This is a genomic window from Clostridium saccharoperbutylacetonicum N1-4(HMT), assembly GCF_000340885.1.
Lineage (GTDB): Bacteria > Bacillota > Clostridia > Clostridiales > Clostridiaceae > Clostridium > Clostridium saccharoperbutylacetonicum.
This window is the reverse complement of record NC_020291.1, coordinates 2,445,081-2,470,885: the sequence shown is the minus strand read 5'-3', so window position 1 is coordinate 2,470,885 and position 25,805 is coordinate 2,445,081. Positions and strand designations below refer to the sequence as shown.

Below are 25,805 nucleotides of genomic sequence, written 5' to 3'. Positions count from 1 at the left end.
CGCAAGCATTATTTTTATAACAATTTTCAATTTGTGTACTTATGTTTTTCTCTTTCATTTACAAATACCAATAATCATAACAAATAACAACATAAACAATTGAAGTAATTACAATTCTTTATACATAAAATAATCAAAATCTGCGTATTTATTTTTTCCACTAACATCTTGACAGTGCATTCCTACAAATGCTCCTGTAAAGCAGGCTCCTCCACCTACATAATCATCTGATAATTTTTTAGATTCAAAACTTATAGGTATCTCATTCCATTCTGATCCATCAAAGGAATAAAAGAACTTATACTCTTCGACTCTAACTTCTACTTTTAAGTGTACATATTCAACATTTTCTGGTACTTGAATCATATTTTGAGATAATGGTTGTGAAAATTCAAAGTTATCACAAGAAATAATATCAATTACTCTACCTTTTTCTTCATTCCATGTAACATCAATTGTTGTCCAGTTCTCTGTGTTGTAGTAGCATACAAGCCCTGCTGCTTGTTGGAAAGTATCTGGATTAAAAGACACACTTGTAGCTGCATCAAAATTAAAAGACTGCCATCTTCTCGCAACTAAAGCCTGAGTAAATTTGGATATTAATGATTCTTTTCCGTATAATCGCATATTCCCTGGCTTTTCTCTTAAAGACATAATATTCTCAGTTAACGGAATACGTAATGATTGAAAATTAATGTTTAATTTATCACTGTCAAAATGATCTAATTCTTGATAACTAGCTTCCCATTTTACTTCCTCAATATTAGGTGCATCGATTTCTATTGCACCTTCTTTTCCACCTACTACATATGGCCAGCCATCTATCCATTCAAGTTTTTGGATAGCTGTTTCTCTTCCAAGTGGACAATATCCCCTTGGTGCTGTATGTGGAAGTGGTTTTCCTGTTTCTTTATCATATCCTCTTACTTCAGCACTAGGAATTTCATCTGATGGTAGTGGCCTTCCAGTTAAATGAACTAAATACCATTCATCAATATGAGTGTGTACAATAGATGCATGTCCACACTTTTGCAATTCGTTCATAGGCTTATCCAATGCCGTAAGAATTGGATTATTAGGATGTACTTCATAAGGACCTTCTATATTTTTAGAACGTGCTATTGTTGCTGCATGCTCATATTTTGTACCACCTTCAGCTGTTAAAAGATAATAATAATCACCAATTTGGTATAAATGAGGTCCTTCTGTTAACTTAAGCTCTGTACCCTTAAAAATTAGTTTAGGTTCCCCAATTAATTTTTCCTCTTGTGGAGAATATTCCTGCATTACAATCCCCGCAAATCTATGATTATATACTCTATTATCAAATAGCATATTCAGCAAATACTTTTTACCATTTTTATCATGGAATAGAGATGGATCAAAACCTGATCCATTTAGATTAATTGGTTCACTCCACTCTCCATCAACAGTTTCACAGGTAACCAAATAATTATAGCAATCTTTCCAAATTCCCTTTGTAACTTTTACATCTGTGTATATTAACCAAAATTTATTATCACTATAACTTAAACATGGCGCCCAAACACCACCTGAGTCAGCACTTCCTTTCATATCTAGTTGTGAAATTCTATTTAGAGGCCGTGCTACTAAATTCCAGTTAATCAAATCTTTAGAATGATAAATTTGCACTCCAGGAAACCATTCAAAAGTTGATACTGCAATATAATAGTCTTCACCAACTCTACAAATACTTGGATCTGGATTAAATCCTCTTAATATTGGATTTTTAATTTTAGCCATAAACTTCTCTCCTTTGACTATTTATTCATATGTCTTTTTATCTAAATCATAAAAATTAACAAGGTCTACAAAGCTAATCGTTTACAGAATGTTTATAATACGCCTTACTCTAAATAAGCGCCTTTCATGGCTGATACAGCATACTTTGTATATCGTCCAAATACTCCTTTTCTTTTTTCTATTTTGTAAGGTATCCAGTTTGCTTTTCGTTCTGCCAATATTTTTTCAACATCTTCAGATGTATATGTTTTCCCCTTTATTCCAACAATATTAAGCTTACGTTCCTTTATATCAAGTTCGATTAAATCTCCATCTTCTACTAACGCTATTGGTCCTCCTGTTGCTGCTTCAGGTGATATGTGCCCAACACATGGTCCCCTCGTTGCCCCTGAAAAACGCCCATCCGTCAATAAAACTGTTGATCCATTTAATCTACTATCACATACTATGGCTTCTGTTGTCATAAGCATTTCTGGCATCCCAGACCCCCTAGGTCCCTCATATCTGATAATCAATATTTCTCCAGGATTAATTTTATCTTCAATTATAGCTTTATGGCATTCTTCTTCAGAATTGAAAACTCTTGCAGCTCCTACATGATACATCATATTTTCTGATACTGCTGCATATTTAATAACTGCACCCTCTGGAGCTAAATTTCCTTTAAGAACTGCAATAGATCCCATTTCCTTTGTTGTTTCAACTGGCTTTATCAACTGTTCACGGCTTAATCCATAATTACGGAGATATCCTTCTATTCTTTGAAAAAAACCATCCTTCTTTATATCTTCAAGATTTTCTTTTAAAGTCTTACCTGTTACTGTTAATACATCTAAATATAAATAATCCTTTAATAACCATTGAACCATAGGAATTCCACCAGCAAACCAAAAAGCTTCAGTTGGATATTCCCCACTAGGGTATATGTTTCCTATATGTGGAATCTTATGATTAATCTCATCAAATAGCTCTGGTTTTAATTCTATACCTAATTCATAAGCAATGGCAGGGAGATGCAACATAACATTAGTTGAACCACCTATAGCTGCATGTACAACAATTGCATTATAAAATGCTTCTGGAGTAAGTATATCCTTTGTAGTAATTTTAGCCTTAACTAAATTCATAATTTGCCTTCCAGCTTTTCTAGCCATAGCTGTTATATCTCTCATTGTAGCAGGAATAAGTGCACTTCCGGGTAATGCCAAACCTAGAGCTTCAGCCATACATTGCATAGTACTTGCAGTACCAAGAAATTGACAAGCTCCGACAGATGGACAACCAGTTAACTTAAAATCACGAACTTCTTCAGCCGTTATGGCATCTTTTTTCTTTTCTCTTAATGAAATATCTCCAGCCTTAATTGATGTTGACATATCTGGTGCTGGTCTCATACTTCCACCTGGAACAAATATAGTTGGTATAGCCTTACGAGCTGCCGCCTTAAGATGAGCAGGAATTGATTTATCACAAGAAGAAATCAAAACCATCCCATCCCAAGAAACAAATGAGCTATGAATTTCTACCATATCTGCAATAACCTCTCTCGAAGCTAATACAAAATTCATACCATCATGCCCTTGCGCACATCCATCGCAAATATCAGTAACATGAAATTGCCCTGGGCGTCCTCCCTTTTCATACACACCAATGCTTACTTGATTTGTCAATCCAATAAGATGAGAACTTCCTGGATGGCTATCACCAAATACATCATCAATAAGAATTTGAGGTTTTTTAATATCTTCTTCATCCCAATCCATTCCCATTTGTAGAGAATCAAATTGTGACCACAGCTTACGTTCTGAGGTACTTTTTTGTATTATAGATTTATCTAACATTAAAAAGCTCCTTTCATAAATAAAATTTTTTTAACTTTGAAATATAATTACAACCTTTATTTAACTTTGCACAAGTTTTTTTATTTTCCCTCTAATTTCTTCATCGATTTTAATATCATAATTTCTAATAGTTGTGTTTATATCCAATTTTAGAGAGACCTTAACAGCTTCTTTAAGTCCTACGATAAATGGATTAGTTAAGTCATATAGTTCAGTCATATTATTAATTTTATCTTGATAAATCAACAATTTTTCAAAATCTTTATCTAAAAAAGCTTTATAAGCATCTGTAAATAATTTTGCATTTATATTGGTTAGGCCTCCTATGATACCATCACCACCAGATAATAGGTTAGGTAACAAATATTCATCGAACCCAGAAATCACACAAAAATCTTTACGGACTTTCTTAATCTTTTGTACAAATCTTCTAACATTACTCATAGAATCGGTAGTATCCTTAATACCAACAATATTATTAAATTCGTTTGCTAGTCTAAGTATTAAATCATATGATAGATTTATAGATGTCTTAGCAGGAAAATTATAAATTATAATAGGTAATTTCGTATTTTGCGCTATTTTTGAGTAATATTCATACATATAATTTTCATCTAGCCCAAAGAAATATGGAGTTATAATTAAAACGCCATCAGCTTTTAAATCATTAGAATAATTATTAAGTTCAATAACCTCTTCTATATTATTGCTACCTGTTCCAATTATTAATTTTACTCTTCCCTTTACAACCTTAGATACAAACTGGATATAATCCTTTTTATCTTCTAAAGAAGAAATATTAAAAAATTCTCCAACGGACCCCAGTATTACAATCCCATCTACACCATCATCAATTAATTTTTCGATTAAAATTTTTAAATTATTCTTGTCAATGTTACCATTTTCATCGAAAAGTGTGACTAATGGCGTATAAATTCCTTTAAACATAAAATTCCTCCTCTTATCGTTCCGTATTAGGAACAGCGTTCCATATTGAAATTATATTTTTAATATATTAACTTTGAGATGACAGTTAAAGTCATCTTAAAATTAATATAACCTTTCTTTTGCATAACCTAATTTCTTGGATATATCTAAAGCAGCCATAGTTAAGTATTCTTTATACTCATCTATACGTTCAGTACTAATTTTTATTTTTAGTGTAGAAATAGATACTGCTGCTATTACTTGACTTACTCTGTTATATATTGGTACCGCGATACAAAATAATCCCTCTTCATTTTCTTCATTAGAAATAGAATAGCCTCTTTCTCTAATTGAATTTAAATTTTCTAATAATAACGCTTTATCTGTTATTGTATTAGAAGTTTTCGGAACAAGTGTAACTTCATCAAAGTATTTATTTAATTGTGCTTCATTATAAGTTGCTAATATAGCTTTACCTAAACTTGTTGAATACATTGATATCCTAGATCCTAAATTGCCAGTTGTTCTCAAATTACCTTTTGATTCCCTTTTATCTAAATATACGAGTTCATTATCATTTGCTACAGCCAAGAATACGGTTTCACCAACCTTATTAGATAAGTTTTCTAATATTGAACTTGATATTTTTGTTAATTCAGCTTTGTTTAAATACAAACTTCCAAGTTCAAAAACACCAATACCTAATTCATAACTTTTTAATCTTGGGTTATTTATCACAAGAAAATTTTCACTTAATAATGTATTAACTATGTTAAAAACACTCGTTTTAGGTATATCAAGAAACTTGCTTATTTCAGCTATAGTAACAGGTTCATCGCTTTCACCCACAAACCTTAAAACTTCTATTCCTCTTAAAATTGCTGTATTCAAGCACCCCTCTCCCTTCGTTCCATATATGGAATGCCATTCCATTTGTTGTACATATTATATATCTTGCTTTTTATTTTGTCAATTACATAATTTAGATAATATGATTAATTATAATACTTTAATTAGATTTGCTTAATTCCAGTTTTAATAAATGCAATAAGCTCCTCAACATTATCAAAATCATCATAGTCACCAATTATTCCTTCTCTATGATATATAATACCTTCTTTTTCGTTTCTTTCTAAACAATCAAGAAATTCATTAATTCCGTATCTCTTAATAAATAAATTAAATCCATATGGTTTCACTTTATTCAAAAGCCCTTTATGACACTCTTTTTCACATGAATAGCAACCATCTATACCTTTTTCTATAGAGCATTTTCGATTTTGGCACCATGCTTTATCTGGACATTCACTTGTATTACACCCAGTGCATTTTTCATTTTCTGAACACAAACAGCAAGCTAGTCCACAACGTGCAATTCCCAACTCTCTCTTCATTTTCTATGCCTCCAATTTATTTTCTACATTACTAAAAATCTATATTTGAATCTTTCTATTTAATGAGCCACGATTCAAAAGAACATATTTTCAGATTGCTAAACTTATTTTACCATAATAGCTTATATATGCATATTTTATAATTAATAATATTCAATAATAGAAATATCAAAATCTGTGAATACCTTTGATAATTTTTTAAAAATCTATAGCAATGCTAATTAAAAACTTTACCTTTTTACCACTTGTTTTTCTAATTATTTGACTGCATTTAAAAAATTTATATTAAAAAAGCAAGCTATTAAGCAAATATTTTAACAACTAATAATTTGCTTAACAGCTAATGCTTATGTAATAAAATATCACATATATATATGTTTAAAATAAATGTTGGTAATGTTTAGAAACTTACTATTTAGGCAATTATTAAGATGATTTGAATATTTAATTTATATTTTAACAATGAATTGAGGTAATTTTCTTGATAAAAACTGATGCCAATTTAAATTTATTAAACTCTCATATTACTGCATTGATAAAAAAGGATATCTATTTAAATAGAATTATTGAAAAATGTCCTACTTGTGAGTCAAAACACTACATCAAATATGGATCATTTAAAGGAATTCAAAGATATAAATGCAAAGAATGCGGCAAAACGTTTTCTAATGTCTCTAATTCTTTATGGAGTTATTCTAAAAAGGAATCTACTAAATGGATCAAATTCACTGAATATGTGCTTGAAAGAAAATCCTTAAGATTTTGTGCAGAAAAATTGGAAATAAGCTTAGTTACAGCTTTTTATTGGAGACATAAAGTATTGCAGGGACTTAACTATGAGAGTGTTCCATCAAATTTAAGAGGAGATGTACATATTGCTAAGAAATTAATTCCTGAGAATTTTAAAGGAAGCAGAAATATCACTGTAACAGTACGCCACAATATTTGGGTTGTAGCTGCTAAAAGCGGTGAAAATTCTATTATAGTTAAACCAATTTCAAGATGTCATTGGCATTTACCTAGCTTTAATAAAAAAATTTATTATTTAATTGATGAGAAAGCTTATATAGTACCATATGGTGATCGATATATTTCTTTAGTAGCAAAAGCACATAATAAAAGGCGTACAAAAGAAGTTCTGAATGATAAAATAATATGGTCATTCCAAATTATTTTAGAGAAATGGCTAAAAAAATTTCATGGTGTTGCTTCAAAATATTTAGAAAAATATCTTTCACTTTTTATATTATTTCTTACAAAAAAAGAAATTAATTATATGGAAATCTTCAAAAAATTATCTCTTGAAAACAGATTTATTAAGACATATGATATAGTAATATCCAATATAAACCCAATTGGCGTAGCACTATAATTCATATGTCTTCTGTTAACAACATTTATTTTAAACATTTCCACATATAAAATAAAAGTTAATATCTTATTGCTTGTTATTTTTTATTTTATATTAATTGAACTTATGGAGTTATTTTTATATATGTAAGAATATTTCATAATAGAGATATCTTAATCTACTAATAACCTTTAAAATCAAATTAAAAACCGATAGTAGTGCTACCTGTAAATGTCAATATCACATTAACATTTACACTAACTAAATTGATTCCATTTTTCACCGTTTAACAAAGTAATTGTTTTTACATGGCTAGACCGGCATTTATTTTAGCACAAGAAATTTCTTCTGTTCATTTGCACTAGCCTCTTTTCTTCTACTTACTTTATAAGTAGTTTACTTTCTCACACAATTAAATAACCCACGAAAATCAACTTCAATTTTCGTGGGTTTTATGGTGGAAATGATTCACAAATTTATAATCAGCCTATTAAGCTCATCATATTAATTTATTTCATTATAAGCTTGCAATCTATTTATATGAACTGCTAAATAAGTTAATTCGTCTTTTGGAATAACTCCGTCATAAACCTTTTTTATATAATCCTTTATTTTAAAAGCAATTTCCATTGCTTCTGGATATAATGTTGCTATCTGTTCAAACATTGGATCATTCTCATCTTTCAACATTACATCATTAAAAAACCGTTCTGTAAAAAATTTAACATGTGTAATAAAACGCTGATAATGAATTCCTTCCATCTTTAAGTCGCTTCCAATGGAATATCTAACCAAATTAACAATTCCACCAATCATTTTAGCATATTTCATACTATCTCTTGAGTCATTACTTTGTGATTGAGCATTTATTAAATGAAAAGCAATATTTGCGGCTTCTTCTTCTGGAAGCTTGATATCTGTTATTTCATTTAAAAGTTCTAAAGCATATAATCCAATTTTAAATTCCTCTGAATAGTAATTTTTTATTTCCCAATAAACACGATTTGTTATATTAATATTCTTCTTTGCTCTTTCTACTGCAAAATTCAAATGATCACTTAATGTAAAATATATACTCATGTTAAGCTTAGAGTCCAAATCTTTTTCAGCTTTTGAAACAATTTTTTGAGTTATATCAAGATATATTGGGGGAATTGAATCTAATAGGCTTAAATACTCATTTATTTGAATGTTTTCTACAGGCATAAAAATTTGATCGATACTCTTTTTTTCAACCATATCTCCATTTTTTTTATTGTAGCCTATACCTTTGCCCAAGCAAACGAATTCTTTGTTATTCTCGTCAATAGCTAAAACCACACTAGAATTAAGTACTTTTTTTATTTTCAAGCTCATTCCCCCTATTATCTCTATTCTAAAATTTCTCCATTTGTTTTTATAACATTTTTATACCAGATAAAAGAATCCTTTTTTAATCTTTTCATAGTTCCATTTCCTTCATCATCTTGATCAACGTATATGAAGCCGTATCTTTTGCTCATTTGAGAAGTAGAAACACTTATACAGTCAATAGGTGCCCAACTAGTATAACCTATTAAATCAACTCCCATTTCAACGGCTTTCTTCATTTCTCTTATATGTTCTCTGAAATAATCAATTCTATAGGAATCATGAATAGTTCCATCTGCTTCAATTACATCTTTAGCTCCCATACCATTTTCAACTATAATTAATGGAATTCTATATCTGTCATATAGTTCAATTAATGATATTCTCAGACCTACAGGATCAATCTGCCAGCCCCATTCTGTAGAAGGCAGATAAGGATTTTTCACACCCATTATAGTATTTCCAGATGCCTTTTCTTTAGTCGTATCTGCCGACTCTGTTCTTGACATATAGTAACTGAAAGATAAATAATCAGCTGTGTTTTCCTTTAATATTTCTTCATCATTTTCTTCCATTTTAATTTTAATTCCGTTATTTTTCAAGAAGGTTTTATATAATCTAGGATATTCTCCAAATATCTGAATATCAGCATGAACATGATTTCCTAAATTACTATTTAACGAAAGCAATACATCTTCTGGATTACAAGTATTTGGATATGTTGTAAGCTTGGTTAGCATACATCCCATTTTACTATCTTTTATGATTTTTCTACATTCTTTTGTTGCTAAAGCTGCTGCGACATATTGGTGATGCAAAGCTTGATATATAGCTTCATCAATCTTTCCTTCTGGACATTTATCTGGAATAATTCCTGCTGTTGTAAATGGATGTCTTCCAACACTGTCTATTTCATTAAAGGTCAACCAATACTTAGCATATTCTCCAAAAGACTCAAAACATACTTTTGCAAACTTAACAAAATAATCAACCAATTTTCTCTCTACCCATCCATTGTATTTTAAACTTAAATGCAATGGCATTTCATAGTGTGATAATGTAACAATTGGTTCAATATTATGTTTCTTAAGTTCTTTAAATATACTTTTATAATATTTAATTCCTTCTTGATTAGGTTCACTTTCTTCTCCTGTTGGAAAAATTCTTGTCCAGGCGATAGAGATTCTTAGAGCTTTAAAACCCATTTCAGCAAACAAAGCGATATCCTCTTTATAATGATGATAAAAATCAATTCCTCTTCTCTTTGGATAGAATTCCGTAGTTTGATCTTCCTTTGCTTCTTCAATCATTTTTAAAGTAACCTTATTATGACCAGCATAGTCTTCTACACTCAAATTCGGCTTATAACTTGCTACATCAGCTACGGACATTCCTTTTCCATCAGCATCAAAGGCACCTTCAACTTGATTTGCTGAGATTGCTCCTCCCCATAAAAAATCTTCTCTAAATGACATTATATAAATCAACTCCAATCTAATTTATTTCAAAAACATTATCTTTCTTAGTGACCTTTTTACTTTCTACAGTTCCTATTTTCGCATCAGGTCTATTTGTAATAATTGTTGCTGTTACTGGATCAAAACCTTCTGCAATAATTTTATCTAAGTCAAAGCTTAACAGTAAATCGCCTTTTTTTACACTCTTTCCAACAGAAACTTCTGGATTGAAGTATTTTCCTTTTAAATTCACTGTATCTAATCCTACATGAAATAAAATTTCAGTACCCTCTTCTGATTTCATTGCTAAGGAGTGTTTTGTTTCAAAAATCATTTCAATTGTACCGTCTATTGGAGCATATAGTTCTCCCTTAGAAGGAATTATTGCAAAACCTTCACCCATTAATTTATTAGAAAACACTTCATCCTTTACTTCACTTAAGGGAATTAATTCTCCTTCTAATGGTGCATTAAATTTTTCTTTATTATTTTCAACTTTTTCAGCTTCCTTACTAGGTGCTTCTTCTTTCCATAAAACTGATACTGCAATAAATGAAGCTACAAATGAAACCCCTAAGCCCATTATCGCATTCATTAAATTATTTGGTAAGGTTTCAGAAATAAACATTGATAAACTTGCGATTCCTGGTCCTACTGCTACATATGCTTCAACTGCTTGAACTCCTAAGAAAGCACCACCTGTAAAAGCTCCAATCATTACACCATAAAGTACACGTTTATGTAAAATTGTAACACCATATAATGCTGGTTCTGTAATCCCAAATAATGCTGATATACCTGCTGATACAGCAGTAGATCTTAATGCTTTATCTTTTGTTCGAATACTTACAGCAAAACATCCGCCAGCTTCTGAGATATTATGTGCAAGTGATGCAGCATTATATATTAATTCTCTACCTGATTGACCTAAAGAAGTAATAACGTAAGGAATCATTGCTTTGTGCATACCTGTAACTACCATAAACGGCAAGAATGCTGCTAAGATTGCTACTGCTATCCAACCAAATTTACCAAAAACAAATAATATTACACCTGCAAACCCTTGCCCAAAATTATAACCTATTGGTCCAAGAACAAGTAAAGTTATTGGTACAGTTATAAGTAACGACATCATTGGAACAAAGAAGCTACGAATAACCTTTGGGCTAATTTTATTAAAGAATTTTTCTAACTGTGAATACAATAATACGCATAATATTGCTGGGAAAACTTGATATGCATAGTTTATATTCTGTACTGGTATATTAAAAAATAAAGTTCCATCTCCTAGCATCTTAGCTAAATTAGGTGTTAATAGTGCTGCAACAGCAGATACTGCAACTAATGGATTAACTTTCATTTTATTAGCAGTAGTAATTGCTACTAATAATGGTAAGAAATATAATGGTGCATCACCAACAAAATTTAATATCTTATATGTAGATGTAGTATTTGATAATATACCTAGCATATTTAAAAGCATTAAGAGTGACTTTAAAATACCACCTCCAGCTATAGCCGGAATCAACGGTTGGAATACACTTATAACAAAATCTAAAACTATTGCACCTATTTTTCTTTTCTCTTTATTATTGTTAACACTGGTTCCTTTATCAGAAATAAGTTTTTTTACCTCATCGTATACCTCAACAACTGCATTTCCAATAATAACTTGGCATTGTACATTTTGCTTAACACCAATTACCTCAGGAATATTTTCAAGGTCTTTCACTTTTACTTTGCTATTATCAATAAGGTTGAATCTTAATCTTGTTGAACAATGTTCTAAATGTTCAACATTTTCATCTCCACCTACGGCTTTTAAAATTTTTGCTGCTACTTCTTTATAATTCATATTATTAGTCTCCTCTCATTAAATAATCTTAGTAGACTTTTTATTTGGCCAAAATAAAAAGGGACTCAAATAAACTAATAAAATATTAGCTTATTCAAGTCCTGCCTGCATTACCAGTCACATGCCTGATATTTATATTCTTTTTATGTTATGTGTGAAGTATATCACGAATCAAAGTAAACGTCAACACGTTTATAGATTGTTTTTAATGAATAGCTTACTCCTCAATAATAACATCACTAAATTTCTAAATAAACTCCTAAAATTAATGAACATAGACACCAACTTATATTTTCTTATAGGTTTCTTCTATAAATTTAATACTTGCATCCCTATCTTCATTCACAGTTTCTTCTAATATTATATCAATGAATGGCTTACTTTCTTTTATTAAGGATAACAATAAAGGATAATTAAATTGCCCTGTTCCGATAGAAACTCTTTTAGGCTTTCCATCTTTATAAATAAAATCTTTTGTATGTACACAAATTATTCTATCTCCAAATAACTGAAAGGACTCTTTTATTATGTCATCCATCTTATCATAATTGCTTGCATCAATTAAATTAACTGGATCAAAAACAATTTGCAGATTATTTGATTTAACATTATCTAATAATCTTTTTAGTTTCTGAGGGGTACTCATTACATGTTCTATACTTCCTTCTATCCCAACCACAATTCCAAATTTTTCAGCTTCTGCAACAATTTCTTTTATGGAATTTAAAGACCTTTGAAAGGCTTCTTCAGTATCATTTTTTTCTGTATAAACATATTCTCTATTGTAACAGCCGGTCTCAGTAGCAACTACACTTTCTCCCATGTATTTTGCAAAGCGTATATGTTCCTTAAAGGTTTCTATTTCCTCCTTAAGTCCATCATCATTAGGATTTGCTAAATTAACATAAGAACCAAGTATACTTATGTTCAACTCATTTTTTCGCAAAATATTTTTAACATATTGAGCAAAACCTGGTGTTAAACATCCTTTTTTAATGTGAAATTCATTAATTACCTTTTTGGGCGCAAAATGAAAACTTTTTATATTCTTCTTATGTGCAATTTCTGCTAGTTCCTCTAAACTATCATGTTCAATATCATGTGCTCTAATTCCAATTCTCATAGTTTCCTTCCTTTCTTATACTTAAATACGCTCTTAAATATTCAAATTAACAATATTCAATTATTAGCCCAACATTTCCACGCCACATCTTATCGTTTCGTAGATTTCAATTAACAATGTTCAATTATCAGCTGCCATTGTTCAAGAACCCCCGTCAGAATTTCTTGAATGAAAATGTAAAAACTTAATTAGAACTTATATATGTTGCAAAAAAATTATTCAAAACATAGAGATTTCCTAAGGAAATCAACCTAAATCACTCATTGATCATTGAAGATTTGACATTGTTAATAGCAACATAAGTACTATAAAATTGACAAATCAAATGTGTATTCAAAAGGTTCTAGTTTTAATTTATATTGCTCTTGAACGTCGGGGCCACAGCTTCGGCTGCCTATTCCATGCTGCTTAAAATCTAAATAAAGATAAATGTTATTTGTTTTCTCTAATTCATGAATATGTCGTGCTTCATCTAGATTTTCTTGTGTAACCTGACGACTTGAAAATTCAAAAGTTTTATCTCCTTTAATCATCAATTTGTTTTCTATATCAGAATTCTCCACTTGTAGCCAATAAGTTGAAAAATGATTGCCATTTTCTTGTGGATACAAGTAATTAAAGCCAAGCTCCTCAATGTCTTGCTTATAAAAATCAAAGGTTGTTCCATTAAGTGCATCGTTATATGATTCTAATGGCCCTCTTCCTAGCCAATTAAACTTTGAGTATTCCTTTGATAAATTGAAACTTAATCCAATTCTAGGTAAAGTTTCTGGGTAATTGTGAATTGGCGTACCTGCAACTTTAATTTTGATGCAACCATTACTGTTAAATACATAAGTAGTTGTTAAATCAATTCCCCAATATTTTGCTGATGCACCATAATTCTCTGATACAGTTAAACTAATTTTATCTTCTACATTTTGATTCAAGGTTACACTTTTAGTCCTAGACATCAAGTGATCCACTCCAAATTCCCTCCACATATGAGCAGAAACAAAATCATTATCTGTTATTGCTCTCCAAAAATTATGCTTAGGTTTTGCAAGGATTGGCAACTGATTATTTAAGGTGCAAATTTCCCAATCACCATTTTTTAATGCTATGTTTAATTGTTTATCACCAAAGGTTGCAACAAGCTTGTTCTTATCCTTAGTATTGATTATAAATTTATCTTTTGTCTCCAATGTATCTGCTATATGATGTCTTAACACAAACGCTTCCTTAATTGAGGTGATCAAAACATTATACTTATCTGATAACTCAGGAATAGTAAATTTTATTATTATATCAGTATTTTCTTCTTTTATATCTACTGGTACTTCTATTGTTATGCTCTCTTTAGGCAGCAATTCTCTAATTAAAATTTCCTTACTAACAAATAACTCCTCTTGTGAATAGATTTCATATTTAATATTCATATCCTCAAAAATAGTAAAGTCTGTCGAGTTAATCAAATTGTAATTTCTATCATCTAACTGATCTATACTAATCGGCTGATAAGCCTTTTTAACTCCAAAGTAACTTGGACTAAGAGTCATATCTGGCTGAACTAAGCCATCTAAAACAAAGTTATAATCGTTTGGATAGTCACCAAAGTCACCACCATATAAATATGTTATATCTCCATTTGGCAATACTTTCTTAATTCCCTGATCACGCCATTCCCAAATAAAGCCTCCTTGTAATTTAGGATACTTATTAAACAAATCTAAGTATTCTTTTAAACCACCAGGTCCATTTCCCATTGCATGAACATATTCACAAAGAATAAAAGGCTTCTTTATAGCAGCATCTTCTCCAACCTTTTGTAAAACATGAAATTCTGTGTACATGGTAGAATTAAAATCAGCATGTTCTACATCTCTTTCATAAGCTTTTGTCTCTGCATTAACACAATCCCTTGACTCCCCTTCATGATGTAGCAGCCTGCTAGGATCACGTTGTTTAGCCCAATCAATCATTTCATGATGATTAGTACCATTACCAGATTCATTTCCAACAGACCATATAATGATTGAAGTGAAATTTTTATCGCGTTCTACCACTTGAACCATTCTATCCATATAAGCTGGCAGCCAATGAGGATCACTGCTTAATAAATTTTTATCTCCAGTTGAACCAATCCCATGACATTCTAAATCAGCTTCGTCTATAACATACAAGCCGTATTTATCACACAAATAATAAAAATAAGGATGCTGTGGATAATGAGACATTCTTACAGCATTAATAAAAGCTTCCTTCATCAACCTAACTTCAGTCTCCATTTGTTCATTAGAAATTGTGCGTCCAAAGATTTCATTAAATTCATGACGGTTAACACCTTTAAAAGTAATTGGTGTCCCATTAATTTTAATTAAGCCTTCACTTATTTCAACTTGACGAATACCAAACCTATGCGTAATTATTTCTTCTTTTGTTTCCAAGCTTAATTCATATAAATAAGGAGTTTCTGCTGTCCAAAGCTTTGGATTTTCCATAATAAATTCTACTGAGCAGTTTTCATTTACTGTTAATGCTTTTTTAACGCAGACTTGATCTTGATCAGAAATAGTAATTGTTAAAGGTAATCCCTCTTTTATATATGATTTTAGTTCCAAAGAAACCTTAGCATTATTATCCTCTAAAGTAGTAGTTATAAAAAAATCAAAGATAAAATTCTTTGGTCTTGTTATTAATGTGACCTCTCTAAATATTCCGCTTAACCACCACATATCCTGATCTTCTATATATGAAGAATCTGACCATTGAAAAACCACAACCGTAACAGTATTAATTCCTTCCTTTAAAAACTCACTAATATTGAATTCAGACCCATTTCGGCTTCCCTTATTAAAACCAGCTAACTTATTATTAATATATAAATAAAAACAGTTATCTACCCCTTCAAATCTTATAAAATAATTATCTGTTACATTATAAGCTTCTAGATTTATATTTCTCCTATAAATACCAGTAGGAATATTATCATAAGTAAAGGGTGGATTTATTGGAAATGGATAATTTATGTTGGTATAATGAGGCTTTCCGTAGCCTTGCATCTGCCAATTTCCTGGAACCATTATTTTATTTTCAAAATTATCTTCTGCTAAAAAATCAGTTGGAATATCTTTGTGAGAGGTATAATAACTAAAGTCCCATTCCCCATTTAAATCCAAGCAATTGTAATTGCTGCCATCATTTCCTTTAGGAACATAAAATGCTCTAGTAGGTTCTCGATTAATTTGAATTCTTTTTGAGTCAGATAAAATAGTATAATCAATCATAGCTTATCTTTAGTGAGAGTGTATATATAGATATCCAAATTAATAATTCAACTTATAAATGTAATATATATGTATTATTGAGAAATTATAATCGTAACACCACACTAGAAATCAGATACATTTTTCTGGAAGCAGGCATGTGAAATTGAGCTGATGATGGTTCTTAATGGGGACTTGTTTTATTTAGAACCTTCCAGCAAAAATTTCACTAGTCCTGTGGAAGATAAATGTATAAGATTTCGGTAATTGTTGCATAAGTCTAATTCTCGCCTTGGATATCTTTACCAATTACTCACTAAATCCTCCTTTCGTCTATATCTCGTGTACAAGGCATTACAAGCCCCTTGTCATGGCATTTACACATAGACTACACATAAACAATGTAATTTATAACTTTTCATATAATTTTCCTCAAAGAACTTCTAATTGTTCTTTGAGTTTCTTATTTTCAGCTTTAATCTCTTCCATTTCGATTAATTGAACAATTAGTTTTTTCAAATAATTAATAATATAATTTGAAACTCTTCACTCAAAGAGAGTGTATTCCTTTTTATAAAGAATTAATGATGAATAATATCAGTTGAAACTCTCATAGAAAGTTCGAATAACAAAATATATAATTTTGATTCTCACTTTTTACTTTGTAATTTCTCACTTAATCATTCATCATTAAACATTCACCATTTATTAATTTTTAGTCTTTTAATCCACTTGTTACATTTGAATCTAAAATATATCTTTGGAATACAATAAATACAAGTAATAATGGAATTAATGAAATTACAGATGCTCCAATTAGTAGTGACCAGTTAATATTTTCAGCTCCTACTAAACTTCTAATAGCAACTTGTAAAGTATATTTCTTAGGATCATTTAAAACTATTAATGGCCAAATATAGTCATTCCATCTCCATTGGAAAGAGAAGATACTTAACGCCATAATAACAGGTTTAGCTAAAGGTAACATTATACGGAAGAAGATTTTTCCTTCAGAAGCTCCATCAATACGTGCAGATTCAATTAAGTCATCAGGTACTGATACAAAGAAAGTTCTAAACATAAAGATACCTGTAGCAGTATTGATCGATGGAATTATGATACCTGCGCTGCTATCATATAATCCTAACATTTTAATAACAGAGAAAGTTGGATTCATAATAACTTCTGTTGGTAACATTGTTGTTGCAATAACACACATAAAGAAAAACTTTAACCATTTTCTATCATACTTAGCAAATGCATATCCACAAGAAGCACTAGCTAATACAGTAAGAATTGTTGTAATTATTGCTGCCTTTGATGTATTTAAAATGTATGTAAAGAAATCCAAAGTCGACCATGAATTAACATAATTATCAAAGGTTGGACTCTTTGGTAATAAGGTTAATGGATATGAGAATAGTTCACTCCCTGGTTTAAAAGAACTTAATATAAACCATAGTAATGGAAACAAGTATAGGAAAGCTACAATCCATAATCCAACAGTTAATAATGATGATGACGTTTTATCATATAAAACAGATGCTCCCTGAGATTTATTCTTCATTGCTGCTTCCTCCTATCTTCATTTGAATTATACCTAATGCTAGTAAAACAACAAATAATACCATTGATGCTGCTGATGCATAACCAACACGCATTTTATCAAAACCAGTTGAATAGATATATTGTACAATTAACATATTATCTGTACCTGGTCCTCCATTAGTCAAGGACTGAATTAATGCGAATTCTTTCATTGCGTTGATTGTTGCAAGCAAAATAACCATGAAAGAAGTTGGCTTTAAAGTTGGAAGCGTAATATGTCTAAATTTATCAATCCATTTCGCTCCATCAATATCAGCTGCTTCATACAAAGATTTTGGAATATTTTTCAATGCAGTCATGAATTGTAACATATTAAAGGCTGTATAACTCCATACTGAAGCAAATACAATTACCATAAATGCAAAATTACCATTTGTAAACCAAGGAACTGGCTCTCCATGTAGTTCACTGATTACATAATTTATGAAACCAAAATTTTCACCAAATAACCAACGCCAAATTACACCGGCTATAATTCCTGAAATTGTCCAAGGTAAGAAAAATATAATTTTAGAAATAAATTTACCTTTTACCTTATCATTATTTAACATAACTGCTACTAATAATGAAACAGCATACAATATAGGTACATCAACAATTGTATATTCTGCAGTTCTTAATAGTGCTTTATAGAAGCTCTTATCTTTTAATAACTCCATGTAATTTGCTAATCCTATAAATTTTTCACCTGAATATCCCTTATAATCAGTTAATGAATAATATAATCCTAGTATAGCTGGCAAAAGGAAAAATAAACAAAATAGAACAATATTTATTCCTGTAAAAAATAACGGCCATTTATTCTTTGAAAATTTTTTCATTTTCTCCCCTCTTTTCCTAATAGTTTCTCAATAGTTGGTTTAATATCATAAGTTTTTTGTCTTTCTATTTTTCTATCATTGATAAATAAGTCTTCATCTTGATATTTAATTTCTCCTAATTGACTGTCATTTAGTTTAATCTCTCTATCATTGATTTTAAGCTTATTTAAACTATCAATAAAGTTCTGGAAAGATCCTGCCTCTTCTAATGATGAACATTTTACAAGAATACGATGTTTATGTCCTAATGCATATACTTCCTTGCCTCTCGTATCGCCTTGATTTTCAATAGTTAAACCTTCAGAGAAAAAGATACCTAAATAAGCATTATCTTTACGAATAAATAACCATTTATCTTTCGTCTGAATTTCTGATAAACTCCAATGCGGCAAATACAAATGAATCTTTGGAATCAGATTATCAGCAATATTATATTCTAAAACCTGAATATTTTTGTATTGTACAATTGAAGGACAGCTGGCATTTCCTGCCCAATAACTTGGCCTATTTTCACCACTATGCGCATACTCACCAGGATTGTTAATCCATAATTGAGTGGCATCATTTCCGAGTGAAATATTCATCATATGTTGTTGGTGCCCCTTTTTATATTGATTGTATTTAATTGCACCTGCTAAGGAATAAGCATTTGTTTTATATAAATAAGTTTCAACTTTATTAATCCCTTGAAGGTAATTAGCTTCAAGTGTAGTTTCTTCCATTAAATCAATGAAATTTATATATTCCTTTGGTGGAACATAGTCTGACATACAAAATAAAGTTGATGCTCTTAATGCATTATTAAAGTACCCTTTATTCCATGCAATCGCCAAGACATTAGAAATTTCACCAATTCGCATTGCTTTAATGTCATGTTCATAAATACGTCCAAAAGTAGAAGATAAAACACGGCCATGATAATTAACTGCTATCACTTTAAATGTGAAATCTAAAGCTTTTTTAGCCATTTCTTTAATATCATTATCAGGAGCAGCTAAATATAAACTGAAAAATCCAATTAAATCTATTGGTAAATATGTAGTTGAATTCCATTCAGAAAAACCATAAGCAAAGAAGGTATCAAACCACTCTTCTAAACGCTTTTTACCAATTTCATATTGTTCCTTACCTGTTCTAGAAGCTGCTGTGAAATTACTTTCTTTATATAGATATCCCGCAAAATACTGACAAGTATGAAATAATAATGAATGATTTTCACTGAAATACCACATAACATCATTACCTGGTTCATCAATCCAAAATCTAAAATCTTGAGCACATTCCTTCATAATAGCTTTAAACTCATCTGGTAACTCATTATGGTATTTTGTAGTTACAGCTAGCAAAGGAGAAAACATAAAATCTGCACAATCACCTTTAGATTTTACCATTTCTATGGCTGGTTTTATTTTTTCATATGCTTTTTCACTTAATTTTTTTGTTACTGCAAATTCTGCTAATGCACTATTCATGTCCATTAATTCAAGCTTCGAAAAAATTTCTAAAGCCTTTTGTTTTCTTTCTTCAATAGAAGTTCCTAAAGAAATGTGTAATTCACCTTCATTATATATACAACAAACTAGCTTCTTTATAAGCCAATCTTTATTTGACATCCTTACACTTACATAAACTGTTGTCACACCTGCTGTAGGAATACTTTCTACTGTTCCTATTAGAATTTCACCCTTTGCTACTGTTAAACATTGATCTTCTCTATGAAAATCTGTGATATCACCACTTGCTTCATTTTCTGATTGAAAGTACTGTTCTCCATAGCTAATTCTAACTTCTTTACCATCAAAGGCTGTATCAGAATTAACAATAACGTTCCCTTCTAAATAAACATCTTTCTCAAAATATAAAGATTCTAGAAAGTTAATATTTTCTGTTAATTCGCGAGCTTCATAATCTAATGGAACCTTTACAGTTAATTGAACCTCTGATAATAGCTTCATTTCAAAGAAGAAGTTTACATCACGTTCTGCAAGATCATCTAAATAAACAACAACCTCATTTTTTCCTGCTTTTAATGGCAGTTCAGCAATTATTTCTGACCCATGATTACGGCTATAAGGCGAGAAATCCAAAATTTGCTCTGCATTAACCCAGATAACTACACGACCACAAGTAATAATTGAAAAAGAAACTGTTTGATCTATATTACTTTCAATATTGTTGAACAAAGAAGTATGTACCCAGTGAGGTGTATTTAAAAATGAAGAAAAATCTACCCTAGGGCTTTCAAATCCACAATAAAGATTAGGAAATAGTTCATTTTTGTTAAATGGTATAACTTCTGGTATCCTAGTTAAAAAATCTTTTCTAACAGGATAATCAATTTCAAAATAACCTTCAGTTGCGTTTATTTCCCCTTCCATCGTGCAATAAGGAGCTACAACAGGTTCTGACTTTAACTCAGAATATTTCCAGATGTTTAACGAACTGCCCTTTATCAAATCATAGGTAAAAAAATTCATTTTAATAATCCCTCCCAAAATACATATAGGAATCAAATACTAACTTGTTATTTGATTCCTATAATTTAAATTAATGTTAATTTATTTTTTCAAATAACCTTCATTGTAATCTTGAATTGTATCTTTTATTGCATCATCAACTTTTTCTTCACCGTTTATAACTTTAATCATTGATTTCTTAAGAGCACCTGATAAACCACGGTAACCAGTCATTGTCTTTGTTACTTCATCTTGTGTTTGTTGACTGCTAATTGGTTGTGCTGCCGCTGCAATTTCTTCACTAAAAGTTTTGTATGCATCTTGACCTTTTTCATGTTTAATATCTAAACCTTCAACTGCTGGAATATATCCTGCATATTCACATAATTGTTGATAGTTTTCTTTAGTGTATAACCATTGTAAGAACTTAAGACCACCTTCAGGGTTCTTTCCATTTTTAAATGCTAACATAAAGTTACTACCCATATTTGTTGCTCTAACTTTTTCGTAAGGCATGAATACAGCTTTCCATTTAAAGTTTGTAATGTTAGTGCTGAAGTCATTAATTTGCCAGCTTCCTGACATATATGCTGCTACACGTCCACTCTTAAACATAGCAGATGGATCTTCACCTGTTGTCCAAACTGATTTTGGCATAATATGATTATCATTTAATTCAACAAATTTTTGTAATGCTGCTTTAGTGTTGTCATCAGTAGTATATGAATCTTTTGCATCATTTACAAAGAAGTTTTTTCCACCAAATTGATATGTAAATGCTCTTAATCTATGGTCTGATGCATCCATTACCATACCGTATTTTGCATCACTTTTATCTAATACTGTTTTTAAAGATTGTAAGAATTGATCCCAAGTCCAAACATTGTCTTTTGATGTAGGATATGATACTCCAGCCTTATCGAATAAGTCTGTGTTTATGAACATTCCAACTGCTGTAACATCTGTTGGTAATCCCTTAACAGTACCTTTTTCATCATTAATATTTAAGCTCTTCATTGTATTTCCTGAACGAGCAATACTAGTTAAATCTTGTAATGAATCTGACCAATCTGGAGATATTTGTGATGTACGAACAACATCTGGTGAATCATTAGCTTGTACTGATTTAGAAATTTTTGTTTTTAAATCATCATAAGGTATATCAGTTACTTCAACTTTAACCCCAGTTTCCTTCTCATATTTTTCTGCCATCTTTGAATAAGCATTTCCTTCTGATTTATCCCCTGATACAAATAATCTAACTGTGTTACTTGATGCTGATTTTGAATTACCACATCCAGCAAGACCTGCTACTAAAGATAAGCCTATTCCTAAACATATTAATTTTTTAATCATTTTCATAAATCTTTTCCTCCCTAATTTAAATTATTTATATATACTTAAAACGACAATGGAAAATAAGAATATAATAACTCCAAGAGAAATTCTTTTCTTTTCTCCTAATGTCTTTTTTTCGCCTAAAATAATAATGCCTGCAAAAATTGACACAAACACACATAGCTGAGAAATCGTATAACTTAACCCTACACCCAAGCGGCTTGCAGTAAAAAATATTGAAATATTTGCAATCGACCATGACAACCCTGTAACACAGTTTCTTATAGCGTTTTTAAAGCCTGCTTTTTCCTCTTTATTAGAAATAATGTACATTATTGAAGCAGTACCTATCATCCCTAATGATTGAGGAAAAAAGATTTCAAAACTAGATATTTTAAAGTAAGCATTCGTTGTCACATATCCAGTTAAAAACAAGGATGAAATTATCATCGAAATAATCCAACCCTTACTTCCTGACTTACTATCTGAAGCTTGCTTATTTGCTCCTTCATTGGCTAAAAGCCAAATTGCAAAAATAATTAAGCCTAAAGCAATTAGTGAAAAAATAGTTTGCTTACCTGAAGCCCATTCTCCTAAAATCACTCCAGAAACAAGAGTAGTAAATAGTAATTGTGTACCATTTGAAACTGGCATTCCTTTTGATACAGGAGCCTCTTTTAAAGCTTTAAATTGAAATAGCTGTCCAAAGGTCCAGAAAACTCCTGACATACATGAAATCATAAAAGCTTGTCCCGTATATGTTGGTTTTGCAATTATACTAAATACTAGTCCTACTAAGAATGCTATAATTGTTGTGCCTAATAGCTGTTGTTTAGGTGTGCCACCTGCTTTCGATGCAAAAACTGGCATTAACCCCCAACCTAGAGCTGGCAAAAGATAAATAATAACACTCATTATTATTACTGTCCTTTCTGCTTATGGTAATTTAAATGTTCTGTTAATGCGCAAATCATCATAGCTTGGCCATACGCCATAGGAGCTGTAATAATATTTTTGTAATCTTCTTTATTGTTACTAATTGCTGTACCAGCTGATACACCAAGGACATTTCCTTTTTCATCAATCCTATCAATCAATGCATCAACAGATTCCTTACAAAAGCTTTCAAATTCTTCTGCTCCTAATAATCCTTGTTGGATTCCCATATAGATACCTGCAATGATACCTGAAGAACCAGAGGTTTCTGTATAAGAGCTGCTATCATTAATAATTGTATGCCACAATTTATCTTCTCCACGATATTTCACTAAAGCCCTTACTTGGTTAATATATAGATTCTTTAAATACTTTACAATTGATTCTGGTAATCTATCTTCTAAATAACGCAAGTATAATGGAACTGCCATTGTAAACCAGCTATTTCCTCTGCACCAGAAATTTCCTCCAAAATTTGAATTATTAGTAAAGTCCCAGCCGTGATAAAACAAACCTGTTTCTCTATCAACTAAGTACTTTGTATGTAGTAGAAACTGATATTCTGAATCATCAATCCATTTTTGCTTATCATATTTCATTCCCATTTTCCCTATAAATAATACAGTCATAAATAAAGTATCTATCCAAATTTGACCTTCATTTAATCTAAGAGAAAACTTATCTACTCCTGAAGTAATATGCTGCAGTCCACTTTCATATGTCCTTGGAAAATTCTCATCAATCCAACTCATCCACTCTAACGAAAGTTGTTCAAATTCTTTAAAGTCCACTAGGGATAACAATGGGCAAATAGTATTTATATTTTTTGTAGGCAGCCCTTTGTTAATTTCTGTTTTAGCCCAATTAACAATGTATTCCCTATTCTTTTCTAAGTTTTGGCTAAGTCCAAATATTCCTACACCTTGTGGCCAATCCCATTGATCCATTCCAAAATCTCTAGCAAAAAAACCTTTTTTTTCTGCTTCAGCTGTAGAAACACTTACAAATTCATTTGCTAAATCACCTTGATTATCTAAATTAATTAAGTTATTAACTACTAAATTCAGATAATTTTCAATAGTATTTTTCATCTTTTAACCCCTTCCGTTGTAAATTCAACATATATTGCTTCGGGGAGATGCCTTGTAACTCTTTAAACTTTTTAATAAAACTGGATTCGTCCTTGTATCCTATTTTATATGCCACATCTTTCACACTATAACCAGCTTCAAGATAATTTCTAGAAGCCATTATCCTAATATAAATTAAATATTGTGTAGGTGTCATACCAATATTCTTCTTAAACAATCTTATAATCGTAGACTTACTTATATAAAATTCATTGGCTAAATCATCTAAATTACTATCTTCCATGTAATTATTTTTAATATAATCTAACAAGGAATAAAATTGTGTATTACCTTCATAGTTTATATTTTTTTTATCTTCAAGAAAATTATTAAAAAGTTCAGATATTATTATAAGAATTTCTATAAACTTTACTTTTATCTTTAAATCTTGAAACTTGCTTTCTGAATCTTGATAGTAATTTATCAGTTCATTAAATAATTTCACTAATTGTTCCTTTGATAATTCACTAAGTTGAATACAGTTATAACCTTTTCTTCGATTAGTGAATACTTGAAGAATATCAAGGGAATTATCTTTTAAAACATCGATAAATCGAGGCTTAAATAGTATGCAATATCTTTCGTACAATTTTTTGTTATCCACTACTACTCGATGAATTTCTTCAGAATTAAAAATTGCTATGGCTCCGGAATCCATTACAAATTTTCTACCATCAACATAATATGTAGTTTCATTAGTTAATGTAAAATGAATTTCAAATCCATCGTGAAAGTGTGGTCTCCCCATAAAATGAGAATCATCTATTTTATGAAACACAAAAAATTCATTATCTAAAAGTACCTTATCCATGTCTACTACTTTTTGTTTCATAATATCATCTCCTTTTATAAATCCATTATATATCGCTTACATGAAAAAAGTAATGAAAAAAAATCAAAAAATACGCTTAAATTGTCATATTAGTGCTAATTTTAACTCGTTTTTTTAGCAACATTTTGGCATTTACTTACAGTAAGCTAACGTATACATTAGCTTAACATAGTGTATATCTCATTTCTAGCCACTATTTTGAGCATCAGAAAAATAGTGCAAAAGTTTCTAAAACCGCATTTTCAATAAACCCGCACTATGTTGAGTATATTTAATTTAAATAAAGGATTTTTTATTATATAAAAAGGAGCCAATTTCATACAACTTACACAGTTATATAAAATAGACTCCTTTGCCTTATCAATTAACTTATTCAC

The 25,805-nt window shown here is 30.4% G+C and carries 18 protein-coding genes; 1 reads left to right on the top strand and 17 read right to left on the bottom strand.

The genetic code is table 11. The features are described from left to right. Nucleotides 1-108 precede the first annotated feature (108 nt). The 5 genes from CSPA_RS10920 to CSPA_RS10900 all read right to left on the bottom strand — a co-directional run bounded on the left by CSPA_RS10920 (nucleotide 109) and on the right by CSPA_RS10900 (nucleotide 5,926). The gene (locus CSPA_RS10920) at nucleotides 109-1,764 is read right to left on the bottom strand and encodes a glycoside hydrolase family 43 protein (RefSeq protein ID WP_015392324.1); all 1,656 of its coding nucleotides are present in this window, start codon (nucleotides 1,762-1,764) and stop codon (nucleotides 109-111) included. A gap of 104 nt (nucleotides 1,765-1,868) precedes the next feature. Beyond that, entirely contained in the window at nucleotides 1,869-3,605 is a 1,737-nt protein-coding gene (ilvD, locus tag CSPA_RS10915) for a dihydroxy-acid dehydratase (RefSeq protein WP_015392323.1), read from the bottom strand. Nucleotides 3,606-3,665: 60 nt separating this feature from the next. Next, entirely contained in the window at nucleotides 3,666-4,553 is an 888-nt protein-coding gene (locus CSPA_RS10910) for a dihydrodipicolinate synthase family protein (RefSeq protein ID WP_015392322.1), read from the bottom strand. A gap of 102 nt (nucleotides 4,554-4,655) precedes the next feature. Then, nucleotides 4,656-5,423, bottom strand: a complete 768-nt coding sequence (locus tag CSPA_RS10905; protein WP_015392321.1) for an IclR family transcriptional regulator — start codon at nucleotides 5,421-5,423, stop codon at nucleotides 4,656-4,658. A 122-nt stretch (nucleotides 5,424-5,545) separates the two neighbouring features. Further along, complete coding sequence (locus CSPA_RS10900) at nucleotides 5,546-5,926, bottom strand: hypothetical protein (protein WP_015392320.1); 381 nt, start codon at nucleotides 5,924-5,926, stop codon at nucleotides 5,546-5,548. A gap of 481 nt (nucleotides 5,927-6,407) precedes the next feature. Between CSPA_RS10900 and CSPA_RS10895 the strand changes: the two genes are divergently transcribed. Then, on the top strand, nucleotides 6,408-7,298 hold the full coding sequence (locus CSPA_RS10895) for an IS1/IS1595 family N-terminal zinc-binding domain-containing protein (RefSeq protein ID WP_015392319.1): 891 nt from the start codon (nucleotides 6,408-6,410) through the stop codon (nucleotides 7,296-7,298). Between the two features lie 483 nt (nucleotides 7,299-7,781). Here the strand turns inward: CSPA_RS10895 and CSPA_RS10890 are convergent, their stop codons facing one another. The 12 genes from CSPA_RS10890 to CSPA_RS10835 all read right to left on the bottom strand — a co-directional run bounded on the left by CSPA_RS10890 (nucleotide 7,782) and on the right by CSPA_RS10835 (nucleotide 25,428). Next, nucleotides 7,782-8,633 carry a PRD domain-containing protein gene (locus CSPA_RS10890; protein ID WP_173682147.1) on the bottom strand — a complete coding sequence of 284 codons (852 nt, stop codon included), beginning with the start codon at nucleotides 8,631-8,633 and terminating at the stop codon, nucleotides 7,782-7,784. Between the two features lie 14 nt (nucleotides 8,634-8,647). Then, nucleotides 8,648-10,102, bottom strand: a complete 1,455-nt coding sequence (locus CSPA_RS10885) for a glycoside hydrolase family 1 protein (RefSeq protein WP_015392317.1) — start codon at nucleotides 10,100-10,102, stop codon at nucleotides 8,648-8,650. A gap of 19 nt (nucleotides 10,103-10,121) precedes the next feature. Beyond that, entirely contained in the window at nucleotides 10,122-11,939 is a 1,818-nt protein-coding gene (locus tag CSPA_RS10880; RefSeq protein WP_015392316.1) for a beta-glucoside-specific PTS transporter subunit IIABC, read from the bottom strand. 286 nt (nucleotides 11,940-12,225) lie between these two features. Continuing rightward, nucleotides 12,226-13,062 (bottom strand): sugar phosphate isomerase/epimerase family protein, encoded by an 837-nt coding sequence (locus CSPA_RS10875; protein ID WP_015392315.1) that lies wholly within the window; start codon nucleotides 13,060-13,062, stop codon nucleotides 12,226-12,228. A gap of 305 nt (nucleotides 13,063-13,367) precedes the next feature. Then, nucleotides 13,368-16,328, bottom strand: coding sequence for a beta-galactosidase small subunit (locus CSPA_RS10870; RefSeq protein ID WP_015392314.1), 2,961 nt, complete (start codon nucleotides 16,326-16,328; stop codon nucleotides 13,368-13,370). 694 nt (nucleotides 16,329-17,022) lie between these two features. Beyond that, nucleotides 17,023-17,874 carry a carbohydrate ABC transporter permease gene (locus tag CSPA_RS10865; protein WP_015392313.1) on the bottom strand — a complete coding sequence of 284 codons (852 nt, stop codon included), beginning with the start codon at nucleotides 17,872-17,874 and terminating at the stop codon, nucleotides 17,023-17,025. After that, a complete protein-coding gene (locus tag CSPA_RS10860; RefSeq protein ID WP_015392312.1) occupies nucleotides 17,864-18,736 on the bottom strand; it encodes a carbohydrate ABC transporter permease in 873 nt (290 codons plus the stop codon). Before CSPA_RS10860 ends, CSPA_RS10865 begins: the two co-directional genes overlap by 11 nt. Continuing rightward, nucleotides 18,733-21,213, bottom strand: coding sequence for a hypothetical protein (locus tag CSPA_RS10855; protein WP_015392311.1), 2,481 nt, complete (start codon nucleotides 21,211-21,213; stop codon nucleotides 18,733-18,735). Before CSPA_RS10855 ends, CSPA_RS10860 begins: the two co-directional genes overlap by 4 nt. An 81-nt stretch (nucleotides 21,214-21,294) precedes the next feature. Then, on the bottom strand, nucleotides 21,295-22,554 hold the full coding sequence (locus tag CSPA_RS10850; RefSeq protein ID WP_015392310.1) for an ABC transporter substrate-binding protein: 1,260 nt from the start codon (nucleotides 22,552-22,554) through the stop codon (nucleotides 21,295-21,297). A 24-nt stretch (nucleotides 22,555-22,578) separates the two neighbouring features. Further along, nucleotides 22,579-23,445: a GRP family sugar transporter gene (locus tag CSPA_RS10845; RefSeq protein WP_015392309.1), complete on the bottom strand. Its 867-nt coding sequence runs from the start codon at nucleotides 23,443-23,445 to the stop codon at nucleotides 22,579-22,581. A 5-nt stretch (nucleotides 23,446-23,450) separates the two neighbouring features. Continuing rightward, complete coding sequence (locus CSPA_RS10840) at nucleotides 23,451-24,557, bottom strand: glycoside hydrolase family 88/105 protein (RefSeq protein ID WP_015392308.1); 1,107 nt, start codon at nucleotides 24,555-24,557, stop codon at nucleotides 23,451-23,453. Beyond that, nucleotides 24,541-25,428 (bottom strand): AraC family transcriptional regulator, encoded by an 888-nt coding sequence (locus tag CSPA_RS10835; protein WP_015392307.1) that lies wholly within the window; start codon nucleotides 25,426-25,428, stop codon nucleotides 24,541-24,543. Before CSPA_RS10835 ends, CSPA_RS10840 begins: the two co-directional genes overlap by 17 nt. Nucleotides 25,429-25,805: the final 377 nt, after the last annotated feature.